The sequence below is a fragment of the Sphingobium scionense genome, from assembly GCF_014197035.1.
Taxonomy (GTDB): Bacteria; Pseudomonadota; Alphaproteobacteria; order Sphingomonadales; family Sphingomonadaceae; genus Sphingobium; species Sphingobium scionense.
The window spans coordinates 23,147-41,922 of record NZ_JACIEU010000027.1; the positions used below are offsets into that span (position 1 = coordinate 23,147).

General features: G+C 64.7%; 12 protein-coding genes. 11 read left to right on the forward strand and 1 reads right to left on the reverse strand.

The window, feature by feature from the left end; all coding sequences use genetic code 11:
• Window positions 1–18: 18 nt before the first annotated feature.
• The 4 genes from GGQ90_RS23210 (at window position 19) to GGQ90_RS23225 (ending at window position 3,892) form a co-directional block, all read left to right on the forward strand.
• Window positions 19–990 carry an energy transducer TonB gene (locus GGQ90_RS23210; protein ID WP_188084100.1) on the forward strand — a complete coding sequence of 324 codons (972 nt, stop codon included), beginning with the start codon at window positions 19–21 and terminating at the stop codon, window positions 988–990.
• Complete coding sequence (gene tolB, locus GGQ90_RS23215; RefSeq protein ID WP_188084101.1) at window positions 987–2,321, forward strand: Tol-Pal system beta propeller repeat protein TolB; 1,335 nt, start codon at window positions 987–989, stop codon at window positions 2,319–2,321. The genes GGQ90_RS23210 and tolB overlap by 4 nt, the downstream gene beginning before the upstream one ends.
• Window positions 2,322–2,440: 119 nt before the next feature.
• Window positions 2,441–2,953 (forward strand): peptidoglycan-associated lipoprotein Pal, encoded by a 513-nt coding sequence (gene pal, locus GGQ90_RS23220; RefSeq protein ID WP_188084102.1) that lies wholly within the window; start codon window positions 2,441–2,443, stop codon window positions 2,951–2,953.
• Between the two features lie 162 nt (window positions 2,954–3,115).
• Window positions 3,116–3,892 carry an IclR family transcriptional regulator gene (locus GGQ90_RS23225; RefSeq protein WP_188084103.1) on the forward strand — a complete coding sequence of 259 codons (777 nt, stop codon included), beginning with the start codon at window positions 3,116–3,118 and terminating at the stop codon, window positions 3,890–3,892.
• A gap of 153 nt (window positions 3,893–4,045) precedes the next feature.
• On the opposite strand, the gene GGQ90_RS23230 is transcribed toward GGQ90_RS23225, so the two are convergent.
• Window positions 4,046–6,988 (reverse strand): TonB-dependent receptor, encoded by a 2,943-nt coding sequence (locus tag GGQ90_RS23230; RefSeq protein WP_188084104.1) that lies wholly within the window; start codon window positions 6,986–6,988, stop codon window positions 4,046–4,048.
• Between the two features lie 328 nt (window positions 6,989–7,316).
• Between GGQ90_RS23230 and GGQ90_RS23235 the strand changes: the two genes are divergently transcribed.
• From GGQ90_RS23235 to GGQ90_RS23265, 7 genes are all read left to right on the forward strand, one after another.
• The gene (locus GGQ90_RS23235) at window positions 7,317–8,528 is read left to right on the forward strand and encodes a rhamnogalacturonan acetylesterase (protein WP_188084105.1); all 1,212 of its coding nucleotides are present in this window, start codon (window positions 7,317–7,319) and stop codon (window positions 8,526–8,528) included.
• Between the two features lie 3 nt (window positions 8,529–8,531).
• Window positions 8,532–10,076, forward strand: coding sequence for a rhamnogalacturonidase (locus GGQ90_RS23240; protein ID WP_246428397.1), 1,545 nt, complete (start codon window positions 8,532–8,534; stop codon window positions 10,074–10,076).
• Window positions 10,077–10,180: 104 nt separating this feature from the next.
• The gene (locus GGQ90_RS23245) at window positions 10,181–10,495 is read left to right on the forward strand and encodes an L-rhamnose mutarotase (RefSeq protein WP_188084106.1); all 315 of its coding nucleotides are present in this window, start codon (window positions 10,181–10,183) and stop codon (window positions 10,493–10,495) included.
• Window positions 10,496–10,517: 22 nt separating this feature from the next.
• On the forward strand, window positions 10,518–13,526 hold the full coding sequence (locus tag GGQ90_RS23250) for a glycoside hydrolase family 35 protein (RefSeq protein WP_188084107.1): 3,009 nt from the start codon (window positions 10,518–10,520) through the stop codon (window positions 13,524–13,526).
• Window positions 13,527–14,642, forward strand: a complete 1,116-nt coding sequence (bglB, locus tag GGQ90_RS23255) for a beta-galactosidase BglB (protein WP_188084108.1) — start codon at window positions 13,527–13,529, stop codon at window positions 14,640–14,642. It begins immediately after the preceding gene.
• Between the two features lie 28 nt (window positions 14,643–14,670).
• Window positions 14,671–16,251, forward strand: a complete 1,581-nt coding sequence (locus GGQ90_RS23260) for a rhamnogalacturonidase (RefSeq protein ID WP_188084109.1) — start codon at window positions 14,671–14,673, stop codon at window positions 16,249–16,251.
• Window positions 16,251–18,683: a glycosyl hydrolase 115 family protein gene (locus GGQ90_RS23265; RefSeq protein ID WP_188084110.1), complete on the forward strand. Its 2,433-nt coding sequence runs from the start codon at window positions 16,251–16,253 to the stop codon at window positions 18,681–18,683. The genes GGQ90_RS23260 and GGQ90_RS23265 overlap by 1 nt, the downstream gene beginning before the upstream one ends.
• Window positions 18,684–18,776: the final 93 nt, after the last annotated feature.

Genomic DNA, 18,776 nt, shown 5'->3' on the forward strand with positions numbered 1-18,776 from the left:
GGGCCATAGGTCAAACCGATGGAACGCGCGGAAAAAATCGGCCTTGGCGTTGCGACGGCAGGCCATGTCCTGCTGTTCGGCCTGCTGTCGGCCGGGTTCCTGGCGACGCCCAATCCGCTGAAGCTGAACAGCCCGCCGATGGATGTCAGCCTGGTCGACGAGGTGGCGCTGCAATCGACCGCGCCGCGCATCTCGACCGAGCCGCCGCCGCCCAGCGTCGCGCCTGAAAAAGGCCCGACCGAGGATGCCGCGCCCGCCGCCCAGCCCGAGCCGGCCCCCGTGCCCGAGCCGACCCCGGCGCCGCCCAAACCCAAGCCGGTCCCGCCCAAGGAAGTCGCGAAGCCCGCGCCGCCCAAGCCGAAGCCAACGCCGCCGAAGAAGGAAACGCCCCAGGCTGCGCCAAAGCCAAAGCCGGCGCCCGAAAAGCCGGCGGAAAAGCCCAGGGCGAAGCCGGCGCCGGAGAAGCCCAAGGCAGCGGCGGCCGCGCCGGCCAAGGCCAGCGCCAAGCCCGCGCCCAAGGCCGCCAAGCCGGCCGCCGCATCGGGATCGGGCAAGGCTGCGGCCAAGCCCAAGGGATCGCTGCTGGGCAATGATTTCCTGAAAGGCATCGACACCAGCGCCGATGCGCCGCGCAAGCCCGCGGCCGCGCCGCAGGCCGCCGCCATGGGGCCACAGCAGAAGGCCGCGCTCGACGCCGAGATCCGTCGGCAATTGAAGCCTAACTGGCGCCCGCCCTCCGGCGCCGACGCCGATCAGTTGGTGACTCTGCTGGAAGTGCGGCTGGACAAGAATGGCGCGGTGATCGGCACGCCCGAAGTGATCGACCAGCTGGGCGTCACCGCCAGCAACCGGCCCCAGGCCAAGCTGCATGCCGAGCGCGCGATCCAGGCGGTGAAGCTCGCTTCGCCCTTCCGCAATTTGCCGCCCGAATATTATGAACAATGGAAATGGCTGCGGCCACTCCGCTTTGACGCGAGGCTGAACCGATGACGACGACCCTGCTCCGCCGCCTGGCCGCGGCGACCGCCGCCCTGCTCGCCTTCACCGCCATGCCCGCGCTGGCGCAGCTGTCGGTCGACGTGACCGGCGATATCGACAGCAACCTCAAGATCGCGGTGCCCGCCCTGCCGGCACAGCAGGATGTGGCAACCCCGGCCGGCACCGCCAATGAACTGGGCCGCAAGATCGCCGAAGTGATTGCCACCGATCTCAAGGGATCGGGCCTGTTCGATCCGTCCGGCCCGGGCGGCATGCCCGCGCTCGCTTTCCCGGAAGTGACCAATCCGGTCTATGACAAATGGGGTGCCTATCAGGCGCTGGTGCAGGGTTTTGTCCGCACCACCGGCGGCGAGGCCGACATCACCGTGGGCTGCTACCTCTATGACGTGGCGCTGAAGCAGGAGCTGACGCGCCAGGGCTATGTCGTCGCGCCGCGCGACTGGCGCCGCGCCGCGCATAAATGCGCCGACGCCATCTATGCCCGCCTGTCGGGCGAGAGCCCCTTCTTTGACAGCCGCATCGCCTATATCGCCGAAAGCGGCCCGAAGGATAACCGCGTCAAGCGCCTGGCCATCATGGATTCCGATGGCGCCAACCACCGCTTCATCACCAATGGCCAGTCGATCGCCCTGACTCCGCGCTTCTCGCCCGACTACAAGTCGATCGTCTATGTGAGCTATCTGGGCAGCCGGGTGCGCATCTATGTCTATGACATCGGCACCGGGCAGCAGCGGCTGGTGACCGAGAGCAACAACACGACCTTCGCGCCGCGCTGGTCGCCCGATGGCCGCAACATCCTGTTCTCGATGGCGGTGTCGGGCAATACCGACATTTATCGCGTGTCGGCGCAGGGCGGCGCGCCGGTGCGGCTGACCAACTCGCCGGGCATCGATGTCGGTGGTTCCTATTCGCCCGATGGCCGCCAGATCGTGTTCGAGAGCGACCGGTCGGGCGGACAGCAAATCTATGTGATGAATGCCGACGGGTCGAACCAGCGCCGCATCAGCCATGGCGGCGGCCGCTATGCGACGCCCGAATGGAGCCCGCGCGGCGACCTGATCGCCTTCACCAAGCTGTCGGGCGATTTCAAGATCGCGGTGATGACGCCAAGCGGCGACAATGAGCGCATCCTGACCAATGGCTGGCAGGACGAGCAGCCGACCTGGTCGCCCAATGGCCGCGTGCTGCAATATTTCCGCACCACGCCCGGCCGCCAGGGCAGCAGCCAGGTGTGGCAGGTCGATCTGACCGGCGTGAACGAACGGCGCATCCCGACTCCCCTGAGCGGGTCCGACCCGGCCTGGGGTCCGTTGCTGCCATAAGTTTTCCACAGCTTTTCGACGCGATAGGGAACCCTATCGTCTTGACAGCGTAACGATTTTTACCAACCATGCTGTTGCCCATCCGGGTGACAGCATGGCGATATCCCTAGGAGACCCCGATGAAGATCACCCGGCCCCTGCTCATCGCAACCGCCGTCCTGGCCCTCGCCGCCTGTTCGAAGAAGCCGCCGGCCGAACTGCCGCCGGCGCCGGGTGGCAGCGACACGACCCAGACGGGCGGCTCCACCGGTCAGACCGGCCCGGTCAAGGGTAGCCAGGAAGATTTCGTCGCGTCGGTGTCGTCCGACCGCATCTTCTTTGGCCTCGACCAATATGATGTCGATGCCGAGGATCAGGCGACGTTGCAGAGCCAGGCCGCCTGGCTGCAGCAGAACCCCAATGTCCGCATCACCATCGAAGGCCATGCCGACGAACGCGGCACTCGCGATTACAATATCGCGCTGGGCGACCGTCGCGCCAATGCGGCCAAGAATTATCTCGCCTCGCTGGGCGTCGCCCCGACCCGGATCAACACCGTGAGCTATGGCAAGGAACGGCCGGCTGCGCTGGGATCGGACGAGGCAAGCTGGGCGCAGAACCGCCGCGCGGTGACGGTTACCGTCCAATATTGATCCCCGTCGGGTCGCACTGACGGCTATGGGCTCGCCGATCTTGATCGGCGGGCCCTTCTCTTTTTTGAGGCCTGCCGCGATCATTGCTCGAGCGTTGCGGAATTCGTTTCCGATATGTGGGACGACCCTATATATGGGACGAAAACAGGAAGCGAAAAATATATGCAAATTGGCGAAGAGAAGCAGGAACAGGGCGTAAAGGGCACGCAGACGCTGATGCGCGCGCTCGACATCATGGATGAGGTGATCGACGGGCCGATCCGCGCTGCGGATCTGGCCCGTAAGCTGGGCATGAGCAAGACCACCGCGCACCGGCTGGTGCAGGCGCTGAAATCGCGCGACTATCTGGCCGTGACGCGCAACGGCTTTGCGCTCGGCCCCAAGCTGTTGCAGCTGGGCGTGCTCGCCACCGAGCAGATCGACTATGTCCGCGTGGCCCGCCCGTTCATGGAATTGCTGTCGGAAAAGACCGGTTTCTGCGTTTTCGTCGGCAAGCGCGAGGGCGACTGGTCGCGCCATCTGGACCGGGTGACCGGCAGCCAGCGGCTGCGCGTCGCGACCGCGCCCGGCGATCGCCGCCCGGTGGCCGAGACCGGCCTGGGCAAGGCGCTGCTGTTGGACGAGGAAGAAGCGACCTGGGAACGGCTCTATGTCGAGGCCAAGGGTGGCGAGCCGAGCCGCAAGCAGATCGACGCCTATATTGCCGAGATGCGGGTCCACAAGGCGCGCGGCGAAGTGCTGCACGACAGCGAACTGGGCGATGGCGTGCGGTCGATCGCAGTGCCGGTGCGCGATGCCAAAGGGCAGATCTGCGTCGCCATCTCGATCGCGAGCGCGGCCCATTATCTGACCGACGATGTCCGCCCGGCGCTGGCCGAGCAGGTGATGAAATCGGCCGAACAGATCAGCGCCGCCGTGGGCTTCAGCGGCCAGCGCTGAATTTCCTTTCGTCCCAAACCAGAAAACAGGCGCGGTTACCAATGGTAACCGCGCCCGCCAGATAAAAATGGAGCCTGATTCACGCCTTCGGTGAAAGCGCGAAGCGCTGCCACCTCAGACGATCAGGCTCCAAGGTTGGGGAGGACTGGAAAATTACATCCGGTAGGTCACGCCGAAGGTGAAGGTGCGACCGATGCGGGTTTCGAAAAGCGTGTCCTGACGCTGGCTGTCGATATAGAGGCGGTTCTGCTCGTCGGTCAGATTCTGCGCCTCGACGATGATCTTCAGGCGATCGGTGACATTATAGCTGGCCGACGCATCCATGTAGAAGGTCTTGGCATTGCCCTGAAGGTCGCTGCCGGGCGAGGCGGGAATGCCGCGGATGAACTTGTCGCGGAAATTGCCGGTGGTGCGGATGCTGAACTTTTCGTCCTCATAATAGAGCGTGCCCGACGCGGTGTTGGGCGACAGGCCGACGAGATCCGCCGTGGTCGTCACGGTCGGCACGCCATTCACGCTGGCGAGGATATAGTCGATCTTCGACGTGACACGGGTGTAGTTGGCCAGCACGCCGAAATTGCTGAAGAAGCCGTCGAGGAAGGTGAAGGGAATCTGAGCGTTCAGCTCGATACCCTTGAGCTTGCCGCCCGGTGTGTTGAAAGGCTGCGACACGGTGAACAGCTCATCCGGCGAGGTATTGCTGTTTTCCAGCAGCGCATTGGGCAGACCGAGCTGGTTGAACGGAATCTGGCTGTTCACATTCTGGATGAAGCTCTTGATGTCCTTGTAGAAGAAGGCGGCCGAGAGCAGCGAACCGGGGCGGAAATACCATTCGACGGCGACGTCGAAAGTGTTGGCCCGGATCGGGTCAAGGAACGGATTGTTGACGTTGCCGACGCGGGTCACCGGATTGACGCCGCTGGTAGGGGTCAGCAGGCCGAGTTCCGGGCGAGCCATGACCTTCGCGCCGGAGAAGCGGACCAGAACATTTTCGACCGGCTCGACCACGATGTTGGCCGAGGGCAACCAGTCGTCATAGCTGTTGGTCGCCGCCGCGAACTGGCCGGTCAGACCCGTCGGCGAGCTGGCCTGGGCCACAGCGACATAGCCCGACGACAGCATATCGGTCTTGACGTAACGGACGCCTACATCGCCGCGAACGCCGAAGCCGATCGCATCGCGCAGGTCGAAATTGGCCATGAGATAGCTGCTCATGACTTCTTCGCGCACGCGGCTGCGGCCGCCGCCACATTCGACGCCGCAATAGCGGACATCGTCGAAGCCGAAAGTGTCGGCCCATTTGTCGGGATCGATCGCCGCCCAGCTGGACGGCGCGCCATGGCCCCACAGCTTGTCGACGCCGCTGATGGTGGTGGTGATATCCGCCAGCGTCGTGCCGGCCGGCAGCGCCCGCACTACGGTATCGGCATTATAGGGTCGCAGGAAGGTCGAGAGGAAATTGCTGCGCCGATATTGCGCACCGCCCTTGATCGAGAAGGCGTCGCTGACCGTCCATTTGAGGTTGATGTCGGCGGTCATGTTGTCGGTCGTGTTCTTCGACGGCTTGCCCTGATAGCTGAAGCCGCCCAACACGGTCCCGTCGGAACGGCCCGGTGCATAGTTGAAGCTGCCGGGATCATTGACGTCGATGCCGAAGCCCAGGGTCGGCGTGGTGCCGCCCTTGCTATAGTCGATCGTGAAGCCGTCGGTATCGATGGCGTCCATGAAGGTCTGAAGACGCTTCTTGCCGTCCCAGATCGAGCGGTTGAAGCCGACGATGCCACTCAGTTCCAGGCTGTCGTTGAGGCGACGGCGGAAGTTGAGGTTGGCCTGCTTGAAGGTCGAGACGAAATGGTCGACCAGCCCTTCGGAACGGACATCGACGCCGTCGAACACGCCCTGGACCAGCGAGCCATTCTCGTCGAACGCGATATCGCGCACGGAGGTCATCGGCTGACCGTTATTGGCGGCCGAGCGGGCGAAGGAGATGGCGGCGATATAATTGTCGCGCCGGGTCACCTCGAACCGCGAATAGAGCATGTCGAGCGAGATATCGGTGTCGTCGTCGGGATTGAATTGCAGGGTCAGCGACCCGCCGATCCGTTCCTGATTCTGTTCCGAATTGAGGTAGCGCGGAATGCGCGGCAGGAAGGCGCCGCTGCCCGGCGTGTTGGGCAGGTCGTCGCGACGCAGATCATAGATGGCCTGATAGGCGGCGCTGGTGCTGGTGCGCGGATTGCCGGTCGAGCAATTGAGCGCATCGGCGCCCTTGGCCGCATTGTCGGCCGGATTCTGCGGCGCGAAGCCGACCGGCGAGCAGAAACCGCCATTGGTATTGGCCGACAGGATGTCCACGGCCGAATAGCCGACTTCGCGGATGTGCCGCTTCTGATAGGCGATCGAACCGAGGATGCCGAAGCCGCTGTCGCCGAACTTCTTCGACACCAGCAGCGAGGCACGCGGGTCAACCTCCTTCGACAGTTCGTTATAGACGCCGCGCGCGGTCATCGAGAGGACGAAATCCTCCTTCTGCTCCATCGGCTTGGGCGCGCTCAGATCGACCGTCGCGCCGAGCGAGCCTTCCTCGACATCGGCCGAGGGGGTCTTGCGCACCGACAGGGCCGAGAAGATTTCGGTCGGGAAGACGTTGAAGTCGAAGCTGCGGCCATTGTTGCCGGCCCCGTAAATGTCCGACGAACCGGTCTGCGACGTGCCTTCCATGCCGTTGATGCGGGTGCGGGTGAAGGCCGGGCCAAGGCCGCGGACCGAGATGTTGCGGCCTTCGCCGCCGTCGCCGCGCTGGAGCGCGATGCCCGGCACGCGCTGCATCGATTCGGCGAGGTTGGAGTCGGGGAACTTGCCGATATCTTCGGCGACGATCGAGTCGATCGCGGCGGCTTCCCGCCGCTTCATGCTGAGCGCGCTGTTGAGCGAGGCCCGGAAGCCGGTGACGACGATGTCGGCATTTTCCGGGTCAGGCTGTGCCTGCGGCGCCTGGTCCTGCGCAAAGGCCGGCGCGCCCGCCATCATGGCGACGGCCAACGCGATCACCGACGAACGGCGCGCGGACGCAATACGGCTGTAATGCTCGATCATGACTTCCTCCCCAATGTGCCGGCCCTCGCCAGCATTCCCACTATGTGAAATTTCGTGTCACACTATATTATATTTCACGACATTTCCATAAAAATCATAATATGACCGCAAGTCCCACTATGCGGATCGCCCTGACGCTGATCGCATTGAATGCAGGGAGGGATTGACCGGGATTTTTTCCCTATATATGGATCATACTATCAATTTATGAGACCGATCCCATCGTGATCGCGACCGGATTCCTGCTTCCGCCTCTGCACGGGCGGTTTTCTTGGGGGAGCGCGTCTTGGCGTGCTCCCCTATTTGTCTCGCTCAGGATGTTTGCGTCATGCCGCTCAGCACCAGCCTTGCCCTGATCCTGATGGCAGGATCCTCCATCGCCGCGCCGCAATCCTTCGACCTGTCGTCGGGCAGTGCCACACGGCAGACGCCCTATCAGGCCGGCGGCCATGGCATGGAGCCGGGCAGCACGGACGGCGATTTCCTGTTTTCGGTGGCGGTGCCCGACGGCACCTATCGGGTGACGCTGAAGCTGGGCGATCGCAAGGCGGCTGGCGACACCACGGTCAAGGCCGAAGCCCGGCGGCTGATGCTGCGCAACGTTGCCACGAAAAAGGGGGAGTTCATCCAGCGCCAATTTCTGGTCAATGTCCGCAGCCCTGCCCTGCCGCCGCCGCCCGCCAATGCGCCGGGCGGGACAATGGTGCGGATCACTTCGGGCGATGCGCGCGAATATACGTGGGACGACCGGCTGACGCTGGAATTTCTGGGCAAGCCGCAGGTCGCTTCGGTAACGATCGAACCGGTGAGCGCGCCGACCATCTTCCTGGCGGGCGATTCGACCGTGACAGACCAGGCGGCCGAGCCGGCGGCGAGTTGGGGCCAGATGCTCCCCGTGATGCTGGACGGCACGGTTGCGGTCGCCAACCATGCCAAGTCGGGCGCGACGCTCAAATCCTTCCTCACCGACCTGCGTTTCGACAAGCTGCTGTCGGCGGTGAAGCCGGGCGACTGGCTGTTCATCCAGTTTGGCCATAATGACCAGAAGCAGGAATGGCCGCAAACCTATGCCGATGCGGCCACCACCTACCCCGCCTATCTGCGCGCCTATATTGCCGAGGCACGGCGGCGCGGTGCCCATGCGGCGCTGGTGACGTCGCCCGAGCGGCGCAATTTCGACGAAAGCGGCCACATCAAGGATACGCTAGGCAGCTATGCCGATGCGGTGCGCAAGCTGGCGGCCGAGGAACGGGTGCCGCTGATCGACCTCAATGCCGACAGCCGCGCCATTTATGAAGCGCTGGGGCCTCAGGTCGCGCCCACCGCCTTCAACGATGGCGGCAAGGACAAGACCCATCATAATAATTATGGCGCCTGGCTGCTGGCGAGCGCGGTGGCCGAGCGGATCAGGACGCAGATCCCCGAACTGGCGCCCCATATCGTCGCCGCGCCCTTCGTACCCGCCCAGCCGCCGAGTGCGGCGCAGGTGGCGATCGTGCCGAGCCGCGCGCATAGCGATGTGCGTCCGGCGGGTAACTGAGCGATGCTGACGATGAGCCGACGCGAGATGAGCCTGGGCCTGGCCGCCGGCGCGCTGCTGGCGCCCGGCACCGCCTTCCCCTTTGCCGGTCATGCGGCGCGGCGTTTCGACGTGCGCGATCATGGCGCACGGGGCGACGGTATGGCGATCGACAGCGATGCGATCAATGCCACGATCCTGGCCGCGTCGCGGGCGGGTGGCGGCACGGTGCTGCTGCCGCGCGGCCACTATCTCTGCTTTTCGATCCGGTTGAAGAGCCATGTCACCCTGGTCATCGGCGAAGGCGCGGTGATCGAGGCGGCCGATCCGGCGCGCCATGCCGGGCGCTATGATTTGCCCGAGACGGGCATCGACCAGCTCTACCAGGATTTCGGCCATAGCCATTGGCACAACAGCCTGATCTGGGGCGAGGATCTGGTCGAGGTCGCGATTCTTGGCCCCGGCATGATCCATGGCCTGGGCCTGACCCGCGACGGGCCGGGCGCGCGCTGGAAGAAGCAGGCGGGCGAAAGGCCGCTGTCGATGCGCGGGATGAGCGACGCGCAGATTGCCGAGCTGGAACCCGATGCCGCCAGGATGAACGGCCTTGGCAACAAGGCGATCGCGCTGAAGAACGGCCGCAACATTCACCTCAGCGGCTTTTCGATCCTGAAAGGCGGACATTTCGCGATCATCGCGACCGACACCCAGCAATTGCGTATCGACAATCTGGCGATCGATACCGAGCGCGACGGCATCGACCTCGACTGCGTGCGCGACGTGGTGGTGGAACGCTGCCGGGTCAATTCGCCCAATGACGACGGCATCGTCGTCAAGAGCAGCTATGCGCTGGGCCGGGCGATCGCATCGGAGAATATCCTGATCCGCGACTGCGACGTGTCCGGCTATGACATGGGATCGATGCTGGACGGCACGAAACGCACCACGCAGCAGATCGCGCCCGATCAGGACCGGGTCACCGGCCGGATCAAGCTCGGCACCGAGAGCAATGGCGGATATCGCAATATCCGGATCGAGGATTGCCGCTTCACCCGCTGCCGCGGGCTGGCGCTGGAAACCGTCGACGGCGGTGTGATGGAGAATATCGTCGCGCGGCGGCTGACAATGCGCGAGGTGACGACCGCGCCGATCTTCCTGCGCATCGGCGACCGGCGGCGCGGACCGGACGGCACCGGCATCGGCGCGATCAACGGGGTGGAGATCAGCGAGGTGGATGCGCGCGGGATCGATCACAGATTTGCTGCGAGCATTGCCGGCCTGCCGGGCCATCCGGTGCGCGACGTGACGCTGCGCGACGTGCATCTGGCCTATCAGGGCGGCGGCACCGCGCAGGATGCGACGCGCAGACCGGCCGAACTGGCCGACGCCTATCCCGAACCCAGCATGTTCGGCGTGCTGCCCAGTTGGGCGCTATGGGCGCGCCACGCCGAGCGGCTGACGATCGAGCGCTTTACGGCCGAGACGGCGACGCCCGATGCGCGCCCACCGGCGCTGTTCGACGATGTGGCAGCCCTGACGATCCGCAACAGCCCGATCCTGGCGCGCTGAAACAGACATCGTCCCACCCATTCTTAGCATTTGACGAACATATGGGACGATGTTACCCAAATATAGGTTTCGAGTTCCATAATATGGTTCACAGGGGAGAGCCGATGTCCGTCCACGCCTTCAAGATGCAGCTCAAGCCCGGCGTGGTCGCGGAATATCGCAAGCGTCACGACGAGATCTGGCCGGAACTGTCGGCACTGCTGACCGAATCGGGTATCTACGACTATTCGATCTTCCTGGACGAAGAGACGCTGAGCCTGTTCGCGGTGCTGAAGCTGAGCGAGGACAATGATCGCGACAGCCTGCCCGACCATCCGGTGATGAAGCGCTGGTGGGACTATATGGCACCGCTGATGGAAGTGCAGCCGAGCAACCAGCCCAAGGAATGGCCGCTGTCGCTGCTGTTCCACATGGATTGAGTGCAGGAACAGGCTGACATCCATGCGTAGCTTCATCGCCGCCCTCGCCCTTGGCACCATGCTGGCCACGCCCGTCCTGGCGCAGCAGGCCAAACCGACTGCCAACCTCTCCGCGCCGGTCAAGACCTTCGGCCGCGTCTCCTATGACGCGCGATCGCTGATGATCGACGGCAAGCGGATGGTGATCTGGTCGTCGGAATTCCACCATTTCCGCCTGCCCTCGCCCGACCTGTGGCGCGACATCCTGCAGAAGATGAAGGCCAGCGGCTTCAACAGCGTCGCCGTCTATTTCGACTGGGGATTCCACAGCCCGAAAAAGGGCGTGTACGACTTTAGTGGTATCCGCGACATCGACCGGCTGCTGACGATGGCGGAGGAGGAAGGCCTCTACGTCATCACCCGCGCCGGCCCCTATGTGAATGCGGAACTGTCGCGCGGCGGCTTTCCCGGCTGGCTGGTCAACCAGCGCGCCCGCGCCCGCACCGACGATCCCGATTATATGGCGGCGGCCGACGAATGGCTGACAAAGGTCAACGCGATCATCGCCAAGCACCAGATCAACAATGATCCCAGCCGCAAATATGGCGTGATCCTGCACCAGATCGAAAATGAGCTGGCAATGACCACGCCGGCCCAGCGGCGCTACATGGACCATCTCTATGCCAAGGCGCGGGCCGACGGCATCACCGTGCCGCTGTTCCACAATGACCAGGGCCGCAACGGTTACTGGGCGCCGGAAAGCAGCAAGGTGGACAAGGTCGTCCATGGCCCCAACGACATGTATGCGTTCGACGGCTATCCCGGCGGGACCTGCACCGTGGACGGCAAGCCGACGCGCGGGTCGGCCGCGCCCGACTGGGGATATTATGGTCCTGGCGGGGCCAAGGGCGGCGCGTCCGCTTCGCCCGACACGCCCGGTTTCCTGGCCGAATTCGGCGGCGGCTGGTTCGACTATTGGGGGTCCAACGGCGGTTATGAGTGCAACGCGATCCAGCGTGGCAAGCGCTTCCAGCGCGTCTTCTATGGCACGAACTTGGCCAATGGCATCGGCATCCAGAGCTTCTACATGGGCTATGGCGGCACGAGCTGGGGCTGGCTGCCCGCGCCGGTGGTGTTCAGCAGCTATGATTATGGCTCCGCCATTTCCGAGCCGCGCGAGGTGCGCGAAAAGGCGCTGGAGATGAAGCAGCTGGGCGGCCTGATCGCCTCGGTCCCCGACATGGCCGGCATGATCCCGGCCGGCACGCCGGAGATCAGCTCGCCCAATATCCAGGTCTATCACAACAAGAGCCCGGAGACGGGCGCGCGCTTCCTGATGGTGACGCACAAGCCGTCCAACGGGCAGACCAGCGACAGCTTCAGCTTCACAGCCGACCTGCCCGATGGCCGCTATACCGTGCCGATGCAGCTCAACGGCTTCGATGCCAAATGGCTGGTCGCGGGCGTGACGCTGGGCGGGCAACGGCTGGTCTATTCCAGTTCCGAACTCCAGTCGGCGCAACAGATCGACGGCAACGACCTGATCCTGCTCTATGGCCGCGCCGGCGAGCCGGGCGAGACCGTGCTGCGCTACGCATCCGCGCCCAAGGTGACGGTGCTCGAAGGCCAGGCGCGCAGCGCGTTCGATGCCGCCAAGGGCGACCTGAAGCTGGATTACAGCCATCAGGGCCGCGCCGTGCTGCGGATCGAGGGTGGCGGGCGTCCGCCGCTGACCCTGATCCTGGCCGACGAGGCCGAGGGCGCGCGCTACTGGCGCGAGAAGGACATGTTGGTGCGCGGACCGGCGCTGGTACGCAGCGGCGTTGCCAAGGGCGGTGCGCTGGCGCTGACCGGCGATACGGCTGCAGCCAACCCGCTCGAAATCTGGGCGCCCAGGGCGGTCCGCACGGTCAGCTGGAACGGCGCGAAGGTGACGACGAAGGCGACAGCCATCGGCAGCATCGCCGCGGTCCAGCCGCTCGCCGGCCCGACCGATGTTGCGCTGCCGGCGCTGACCGACTGGCGCATGGCGCAGGGGTCGCCCGAGGCGCAGCCCGGTTTCGACGACAGCGGTTGGCAGACGATCGACAACCGGTCCTATGCCAGCACCACCGCCAAGCCCGACGGCCAGCCCAATATGCTGATGGACGCCTATGGTTTCCATGATGGCGATGTCTGGTATCGCGGCCGCTTCACCGGGTCGGCCGATGCCAAGGCGCTGTCGCTTTATTATGGCGCGGGCGGTTCGGGACTGGTGCAGGCCTGGGTCGACGGCAAGTTTATCGGCGAAGGCGAGACGCCTGGCGGCCTGCCCCGGCCGATCACCACCGGCACGGCGCGCTTCGCCCTGCCGGCGGAGGCGCAGGCGGCAGGCGAGCATGTCATCTCCGTCATGGTCCGCAACAATGGCCATAATTGGGACCTGGACAGCGACGATTTCCACAAGGAAGCGCGCGGCCTGATCTCCGCATCGCTGGAGGGCGGCCCGAGCGGACGCAGCTTCGCGGTGCCGATCAACTGGAAGATCCAGGGCAAGCAGGGTGGCGAGGATCTGCCCGATGTCGCCCGTGGTCCGGCAAACAATGGCGGCCTCTATGGCGAGCGGATGGGCTGGCACCTGCCCGGCTTCAACGATGCCGGCTGGGCCAAGGCCAGCGTGCCCGCGGCCCAGGCTGCGGCCGGGACGAGCTGGTATCGCACCAGCTTTGCCCTGAACGTCCCCAAGGGGCAGGATGCGACCATTGCCCTCAGCTTCGGCGACGCCAGCAAGCCGCGTTCGCCGGTCCGTTACCGTGTGCTGGTCTTCGTCAACGGCTGGAACATGGGGCAGTTCATCGCCCATGTCGGGCCGCAGCGGACCTTCCCCATTCCCGAAGGCATCCTGAACCACAGGGGCCAGAACCATGTCGCGCTGGCCGTCACGTCCGACGGTCAGCCGGGCGATGCGCTCGAAGCCGTGCGCCTCGTCACCCTACGCAATGTGAAAGGCGGTCTGCCGGTGCAGATGGTGACCGCGCCAAACGCACCTTCAGACCTCAAGGAGACCAAGTAAGTGGCCGCTCTCACCCATGATGTACCGCGCCAGCAGGTCGTCGAATCCATCGACCGGCTGATGGACAATCTCGTCAATATCAAGGACGAGACAGGCGAATTCCTGCTCCATCTGGAAGATGGCCGCATCATCGACACCAAGGGCTGGGCCGGATGGGAATGGACCCATGGCGTCGGCCTGTTCGGCATGTGGCGCTATTTCGAGCAGACCGGCGACCAGAAGGCGCTGGGCATCATCAAGCAGTGGTTCGAGGATCGCTTTGCCGAAGGCACGCCGACCAAGAATATCAACACGATGGCCCCGTTCATCACGCTGGCCTATCTGTATGAATATGAGCCCGACCCGCGCTACATCCCCTATCTGGACGTCTGGGCCGAATGGCTGATGGCGGCCGACGGCCTGCCCAAGACCGAGGAAGGCGGGTTCCAGCACATCGTCTATAATGACGTGAATCCCGGCGAGATGTGGGACGACACGCTGATGATGTCGGTGCTGCCGCTGGCCAAGATCGGACTGCTGCTCAATCGCCCGGCCTATGTCGAGGAAGCCAAGCGCCAGTTCCTGGTCCATATCAAATATCTCTATGATACGAAGACCGGCCTGTGGTTCCATGGCTGGGACTTCAACGGTCGCCACAATTTCGCCGAAGCGCTGTGGGCGCGCGGCAATTGCTGGGTGACGATCGCCATCCCCGAGATCATCGAGATTCTCGACCTGAAGGAAGGCGATTTCTTCCGCACCTTCCTGATCGATACCCTTGCAGCACAAGTGAAGACCCTGGCCGAGACGCAGGACGCCGAGACCGGCCTGTGGCACACACTGATCGTCGATCCGACCAGCTATCTGGAAGCATCGGCCACCGCCGGCTTTGCCTATGGCATCCTGAAGGCCGTGCGGAAGGGCTATCTGCCCCGCCACTATGAAGCGGTCGGCATCAAGGCGGTGCGCGGCGTGCTCGCCAATATCGACGAGACCGGCGAGCTGCAGCAGGTGAGCTTCGGCACGGCGATGGGCGACACGATGCAGTTCTACAAGGACATCGCGCTCACCTCCATGCCCTATGGCCAGAGCCTGGCCATGTGTGCGCTCGGCGAGTTCCTGCGCACCTATATCTGAGTCACGGGAAACGGGGATCGAGGGGTAAATGGAAGGACCGATCGATCGCCGTTTCCTGCTGAAAGGTGCCGCCGGCATATCCATGCTGGCGGCACTGCCCGCCTTCGGCCGCGCCCTGCCGCAGGGCATCGTCAATGTCCGCGATTTCGGCGCGAAGGGCGATGGCCGCCATATCGACAGCCCGGCGATCGACCGGGCGATCGCCTTTGCCGCGCAGCGCGGCGGCGGGACCGTCTATGTCCCGCCCGGCAGCTATGCCAGCTATACCATACACCTGAAGAGCAATATCACCCTGTGGCTGGACCGGGGCGCCACCCTGCTGGCGGCATCGGTGCCGCTGACTGGCCTCGCCAATGGCGGCTATGATGCGGCCGAGCCGCAGGACCCGGCGATCGCCCCCTATCAGGATTATGGCCATAATCACTGGCGCAACAGCCTGATCCATGGCGAGGGGCTGCATGATATCGCGATCTGCGGCGATGGGCTGATCTGGGGCAAGGGGCTGAGCCGGGGCCATCCCGACAAGGACCGACCGGCCGCCGAACTGCCCGGCGTCGGCAACAAGGCGATCGCGCTCAAGAATTGCCGCAATGTCGCGCTGCGGGACTTTTCGATCCTGGAGGGCGGGCATTTCGCGTTGCTGGCCACCGGTGTCGACAATCTGCTGATCGACAACCTGACCGTCGACACCAACCGCGACGGGTTCGACATCGACTGCTGCCGCAATGTGCGGGTCAGCAACTGCACGCTCAACACCCCCTATGACGACGCGATCGTGCCCAAGTCCAGCTATGCGCTGGGCTATCCCCGCGCGACCGAGAATGTGACCATCACCAATTGCCATGTCAGCGGCTCCTATGTCGTCGGCACGCTGCTGGACGGGACGTTCCGGCCACTGGCGCGCAATCGCGACACCTGGCTGCTGGGCCGGATCAAGTGCGGCACCGAAAGCAATGGCGGGTTCAAGAATATCACGATCAGCAATTGCGTGTTCGACCAATGCTGGGGGCTGGCGCTGGAAACGGTGGACGGCGCGGTGATGGAGGATGTGACGATCAGCAATATCGCCATGCGCGGCTGTCACAGCCCGGCCCTGTTTCTGCGGCTGGGCCGGCGGATGCGCGGGCCGGCCGGCGCGGCGGTGGGGTCGATGCGGCGGGTGCTGATCGACAATATCACCTGCCAGAGCGGATCGATGCTGCCATCGATCATCGCGGGCGTGGCCGGCCATCCGGTCGAGGACGTCCAGATCAGCAACATCTTCATCGACCAGCCGGGCGGCGGCGATGCGGCGATGGCGGCGATCGATCCACCGGCGAAGGACGAGGATTATCCCGATCCCGACCGGTTCGGGCCGTTGCCGGCGAGCGGCTTCTTCATCCGCAATGCCCGCAACGTGGACCTGAGCCATGTCGAGGTCCGCACCCGCGCCGCCGAGGCGCGGCCGGCCTTCTGGCTGAAACATGTCGAGGGATTTGACGGATCCTATCTGAAGATGCCGAGCGGCGCGGGCGCCTTCCGGCTGGAGCATGTGACCGGCTTTCGCAGCAGCGCGATCCGCGACCTGTCGGACCGGCGGATCGACACGGTCGGCATGGTGCGTTTCTGATGCGCTGGTGGCTGGCGCTGCTGCTGCTCGGCGCGACGCCGGCGCAGGCGGCGGACTGGGTGCGGTCGGTGGCGCAGCGGGGGGATTTTCCGCTGGTGGCGCAGGGGCAGGCGGCGCGGATCGTCACCGATCCGGCCGACGACGCCGTGGTGCGGATCGCCGCCGATGATCTGAAGCAGGATATTGGCCGGGTCACCGGCGCAGCCGAGGGCGGTGCTGCGCAGGTCTGGATCGGCACGCTGGGCCATAATCAAGCGATCGACCGGCTGGTGGCGGACAAGCGGATCGATGTCGCGAAGCTGAAGGGGGCGTGGGAGAGTTTCCTGATCCTGCCGGTCGAGCGGCCGGCGCCCGGCGTGGCGCGCGCGCTGCTGATCATCGGCAGCGACCGGCGCGGCACCGCCTATGGCGCCTATGAATTGTCGCGCGCGATCGGCGTGTCGCCCTGGCACTGGTGGGCCGATGTGACGCCGCTGCATCGCGATGCGCTCTATGTGGCGAAGGATGCCCGGCGGTTCGGGCCGCCATCGGTCAAATATCGCGGCATTTTCCTGAATGACGAGGATTGGGGGCTGGTGCCCTGGGCGGCGGGCAATCATGCGCCGAGCGAGAAGCCGCTGGGGCCGAAAACTTATGCACAGCTGTTCGAGCTGCTGCTGCGGCTGAAGGCCAATCTGCTGTGGCCGGCGATGCACAAGGTGACGACGCCCTTCAATGCCGACCCGGCCAATGCGGCGCTGGCCGACCGCTATGCCATCATCATGGGGTCGAGCCATGCCGAACCGATGCTGCGCAACAATGTCGGCGAATGGACCGCGCCGGCCGAGGATTTCGATTATCTCCAGAACCCTGACGGGGTGCGGCGCTACTGGGATGCGCGGGTGCGCAGCAATGCCCGCTATGAGAGCATCTGGACGCTGGGGATGCGTGGCATCCATGACAGCGGCATGGTCGGGCCGAAGACGGTCGAGGAACGACGCGCCACGCTGGAGCGCATCTTTGCCGACCAGCGGGCAATGCTGGCCAGCGCCGGCGCGGCGGAGGCGCCGCAGGTCTTCACCCCGTACAAGGAAGTGCTGGACGTCTATCGTGCGGGCCTCAAGGTGCCGGACGATGTGACGCTGATGTGGCCGGACGATAATTTCGGCTATATCCGCCACTTCCCCGATGCCGCCGAGCGGGCACGCAAGGGCGGGTCGGGCGTCTATTATCATCTCTCCTATCTGGGCGCGCCGCTCTCCTACCTATGGTTATCCACAACCCCGCCGGCGCTGATCGGCGCGGAGATGGGCCGCGCCTGGGATTCCGGCGCACGCCAGGTCTGGGTCGCCAATGTCGGCGATTTGAAGCCCGCGGAGCTGGCCACCGACTATTTTCTGAGCCTCGCCTGGTCTGTGGATAAAGTGCGGGCAAAGCCTGTGGATAAGTTTGTGGAAGACTGGGCGGCGGAGAATGTCGATGCCGCGCAGGCGCCCGCTGTTGCCGGGATATTGCGTGATTATCACCGGCTGAATTTCGCCCGGCGGCCCGAGCATCTGCAGTGGAATCTGCCTGTGGATAAGTATCGGCAAAGTCCGCTCAGCATCGCCGAGGCGGATGCGCGACTGGCCGAATTTGCCGCGATGGAAGCGGCGCTGGCAAAAGTGGAGCCGGCGATCGCGGCCGAGCGGCGCGACGCTTTCTATGAATTGCTGGCCTATCCGGTGCGGGCATCGGCAGCGGCCAACCGGCGCTTCTTCGCAGCGGAGGCGCATGACCGGCTGCGCGACAGCGACCTGGCCGAGGCGACGCGGCGCGGCAAGATCGCGCATGAAGCGGACAGCGAAATTGACAGGCTGACGGCCTATTATAACCGCACGCTGGCGGGCGGAAAATGGCGCGGAATCATGGCGGTCGAACCTGCGGACGGGCAATGGCGCAGCTATCGTCAGACGCCGGTGATCCTGCCGCCGGTCGATGCGCTGGCGCCGCCGGCCGGGCCGGCAAAGACTCAGCCGGCAGCCCCTGCCCTGCCGCTGCTGACGCCGGACCGATTCGCCGGATGGACGCGCGTAGAGGGGCTGGGTCGTCATGGCGCGATGCTGGCACCAAGCGGGAAGGCCGGCGCAAGCCGCGCGACGATCGACCTGCCACCGGGCGAATGGACCACGCTTGTGGATATATTGCCCACCTATGCCGACCGGGATGGCGAGGCGCTGCACCTGACCATTGGCATCGACGGCGTGGCACAGGTTCTGGAGAGCCGGCGCGAAACCGGCAGTCGCGACTGGGCGATGGGGGTGCTGGACAATCGGGCGACCATGACGTTAACGCAACGACTAAGCGGCGGACGGCATGTCGTGACGCTGGAGCGCGCCGATCCGGGCGTGCTGATCGAGGCGATCCGCTTCGTGCCGGCGACCGCAGAAAAGGCCGAGGACGGCTTGCATTAGTCTCATATCGTGTGATAGCCGTTCACTATGTGGCATATATCTCATATGCCCGCGCGCGTCAGAACAAGAGCCCAAGCGCCGATCATTGCCCTA

Excerpts from the sequence above, each read along its gene's own strand:
- GGQ90_RS23210 (WP_188084100.1), top strand. The coding sequence starts at position 19 with ATGGAACGCGCGGAAAAAATCGGCCTTGGCGTTGCGACGGCAGGCCAT.
- tolB (WP_188084101.1), top strand. The coding sequence starts at position 987 with ATGACGACGACCCTGCTCCGCCGCCTGGCCGCGGCGACCGCCGCCCTG.
- pal (WP_188084102.1), top strand. The coding sequence starts at position 2,441 with ATGAAGATCACCCGGCCCCTGCTCATCGCAACCGCCGTCCTGGCCCTC.
- GGQ90_RS23225 (WP_188084103.1), top strand. The coding sequence starts at position 3,116 with ATGCAAATTGGCGAAGAGAAGCAGGAACAGGGCGTAAAGGGCACGCAG.
- GGQ90_RS23230 (WP_188084104.1), bottom strand. The coding sequence starts at position 6,988 with ATGATCGAGCATTACAGCCGTATTGCGTCCGCGCGCCGTTCGTCGGTG.
- GGQ90_RS23235 (WP_188084105.1), top strand. The coding sequence starts at position 7,317 with ATGCCGCTCAGCACCAGCCTTGCCCTGATCCTGATGGCAGGATCCTCC.
- GGQ90_RS23240 (WP_246428397.1), top strand. The coding sequence starts at position 8,532 with ATGCTGACGATGAGCCGACGCGAGATGAGCCTGGGCCTGGCCGCCGGC.
- GGQ90_RS23245 (WP_188084106.1), top strand. The coding sequence starts at position 10,181 with ATGTCCGTCCACGCCTTCAAGATGCAGCTCAAGCCCGGCGTGGTCGCG.
- GGQ90_RS23250 (WP_188084107.1), top strand. The coding sequence starts at position 10,518 with ATGCGTAGCTTCATCGCCGCCCTCGCCCTTGGCACCATGCTGGCCACG.
- GGQ90_RS23260 (WP_188084109.1), top strand. The coding sequence starts at position 14,671 with ATGGAAGGACCGATCGATCGCCGTTTCCTGCTGAAAGGTGCCGCCGGC.
- GGQ90_RS23265 (WP_188084110.1), top strand. The coding sequence starts at position 16,251 with ATGCGCTGGTGGCTGGCGCTGCTGCTGCTCGGCGCGACGCCGGCGCAG.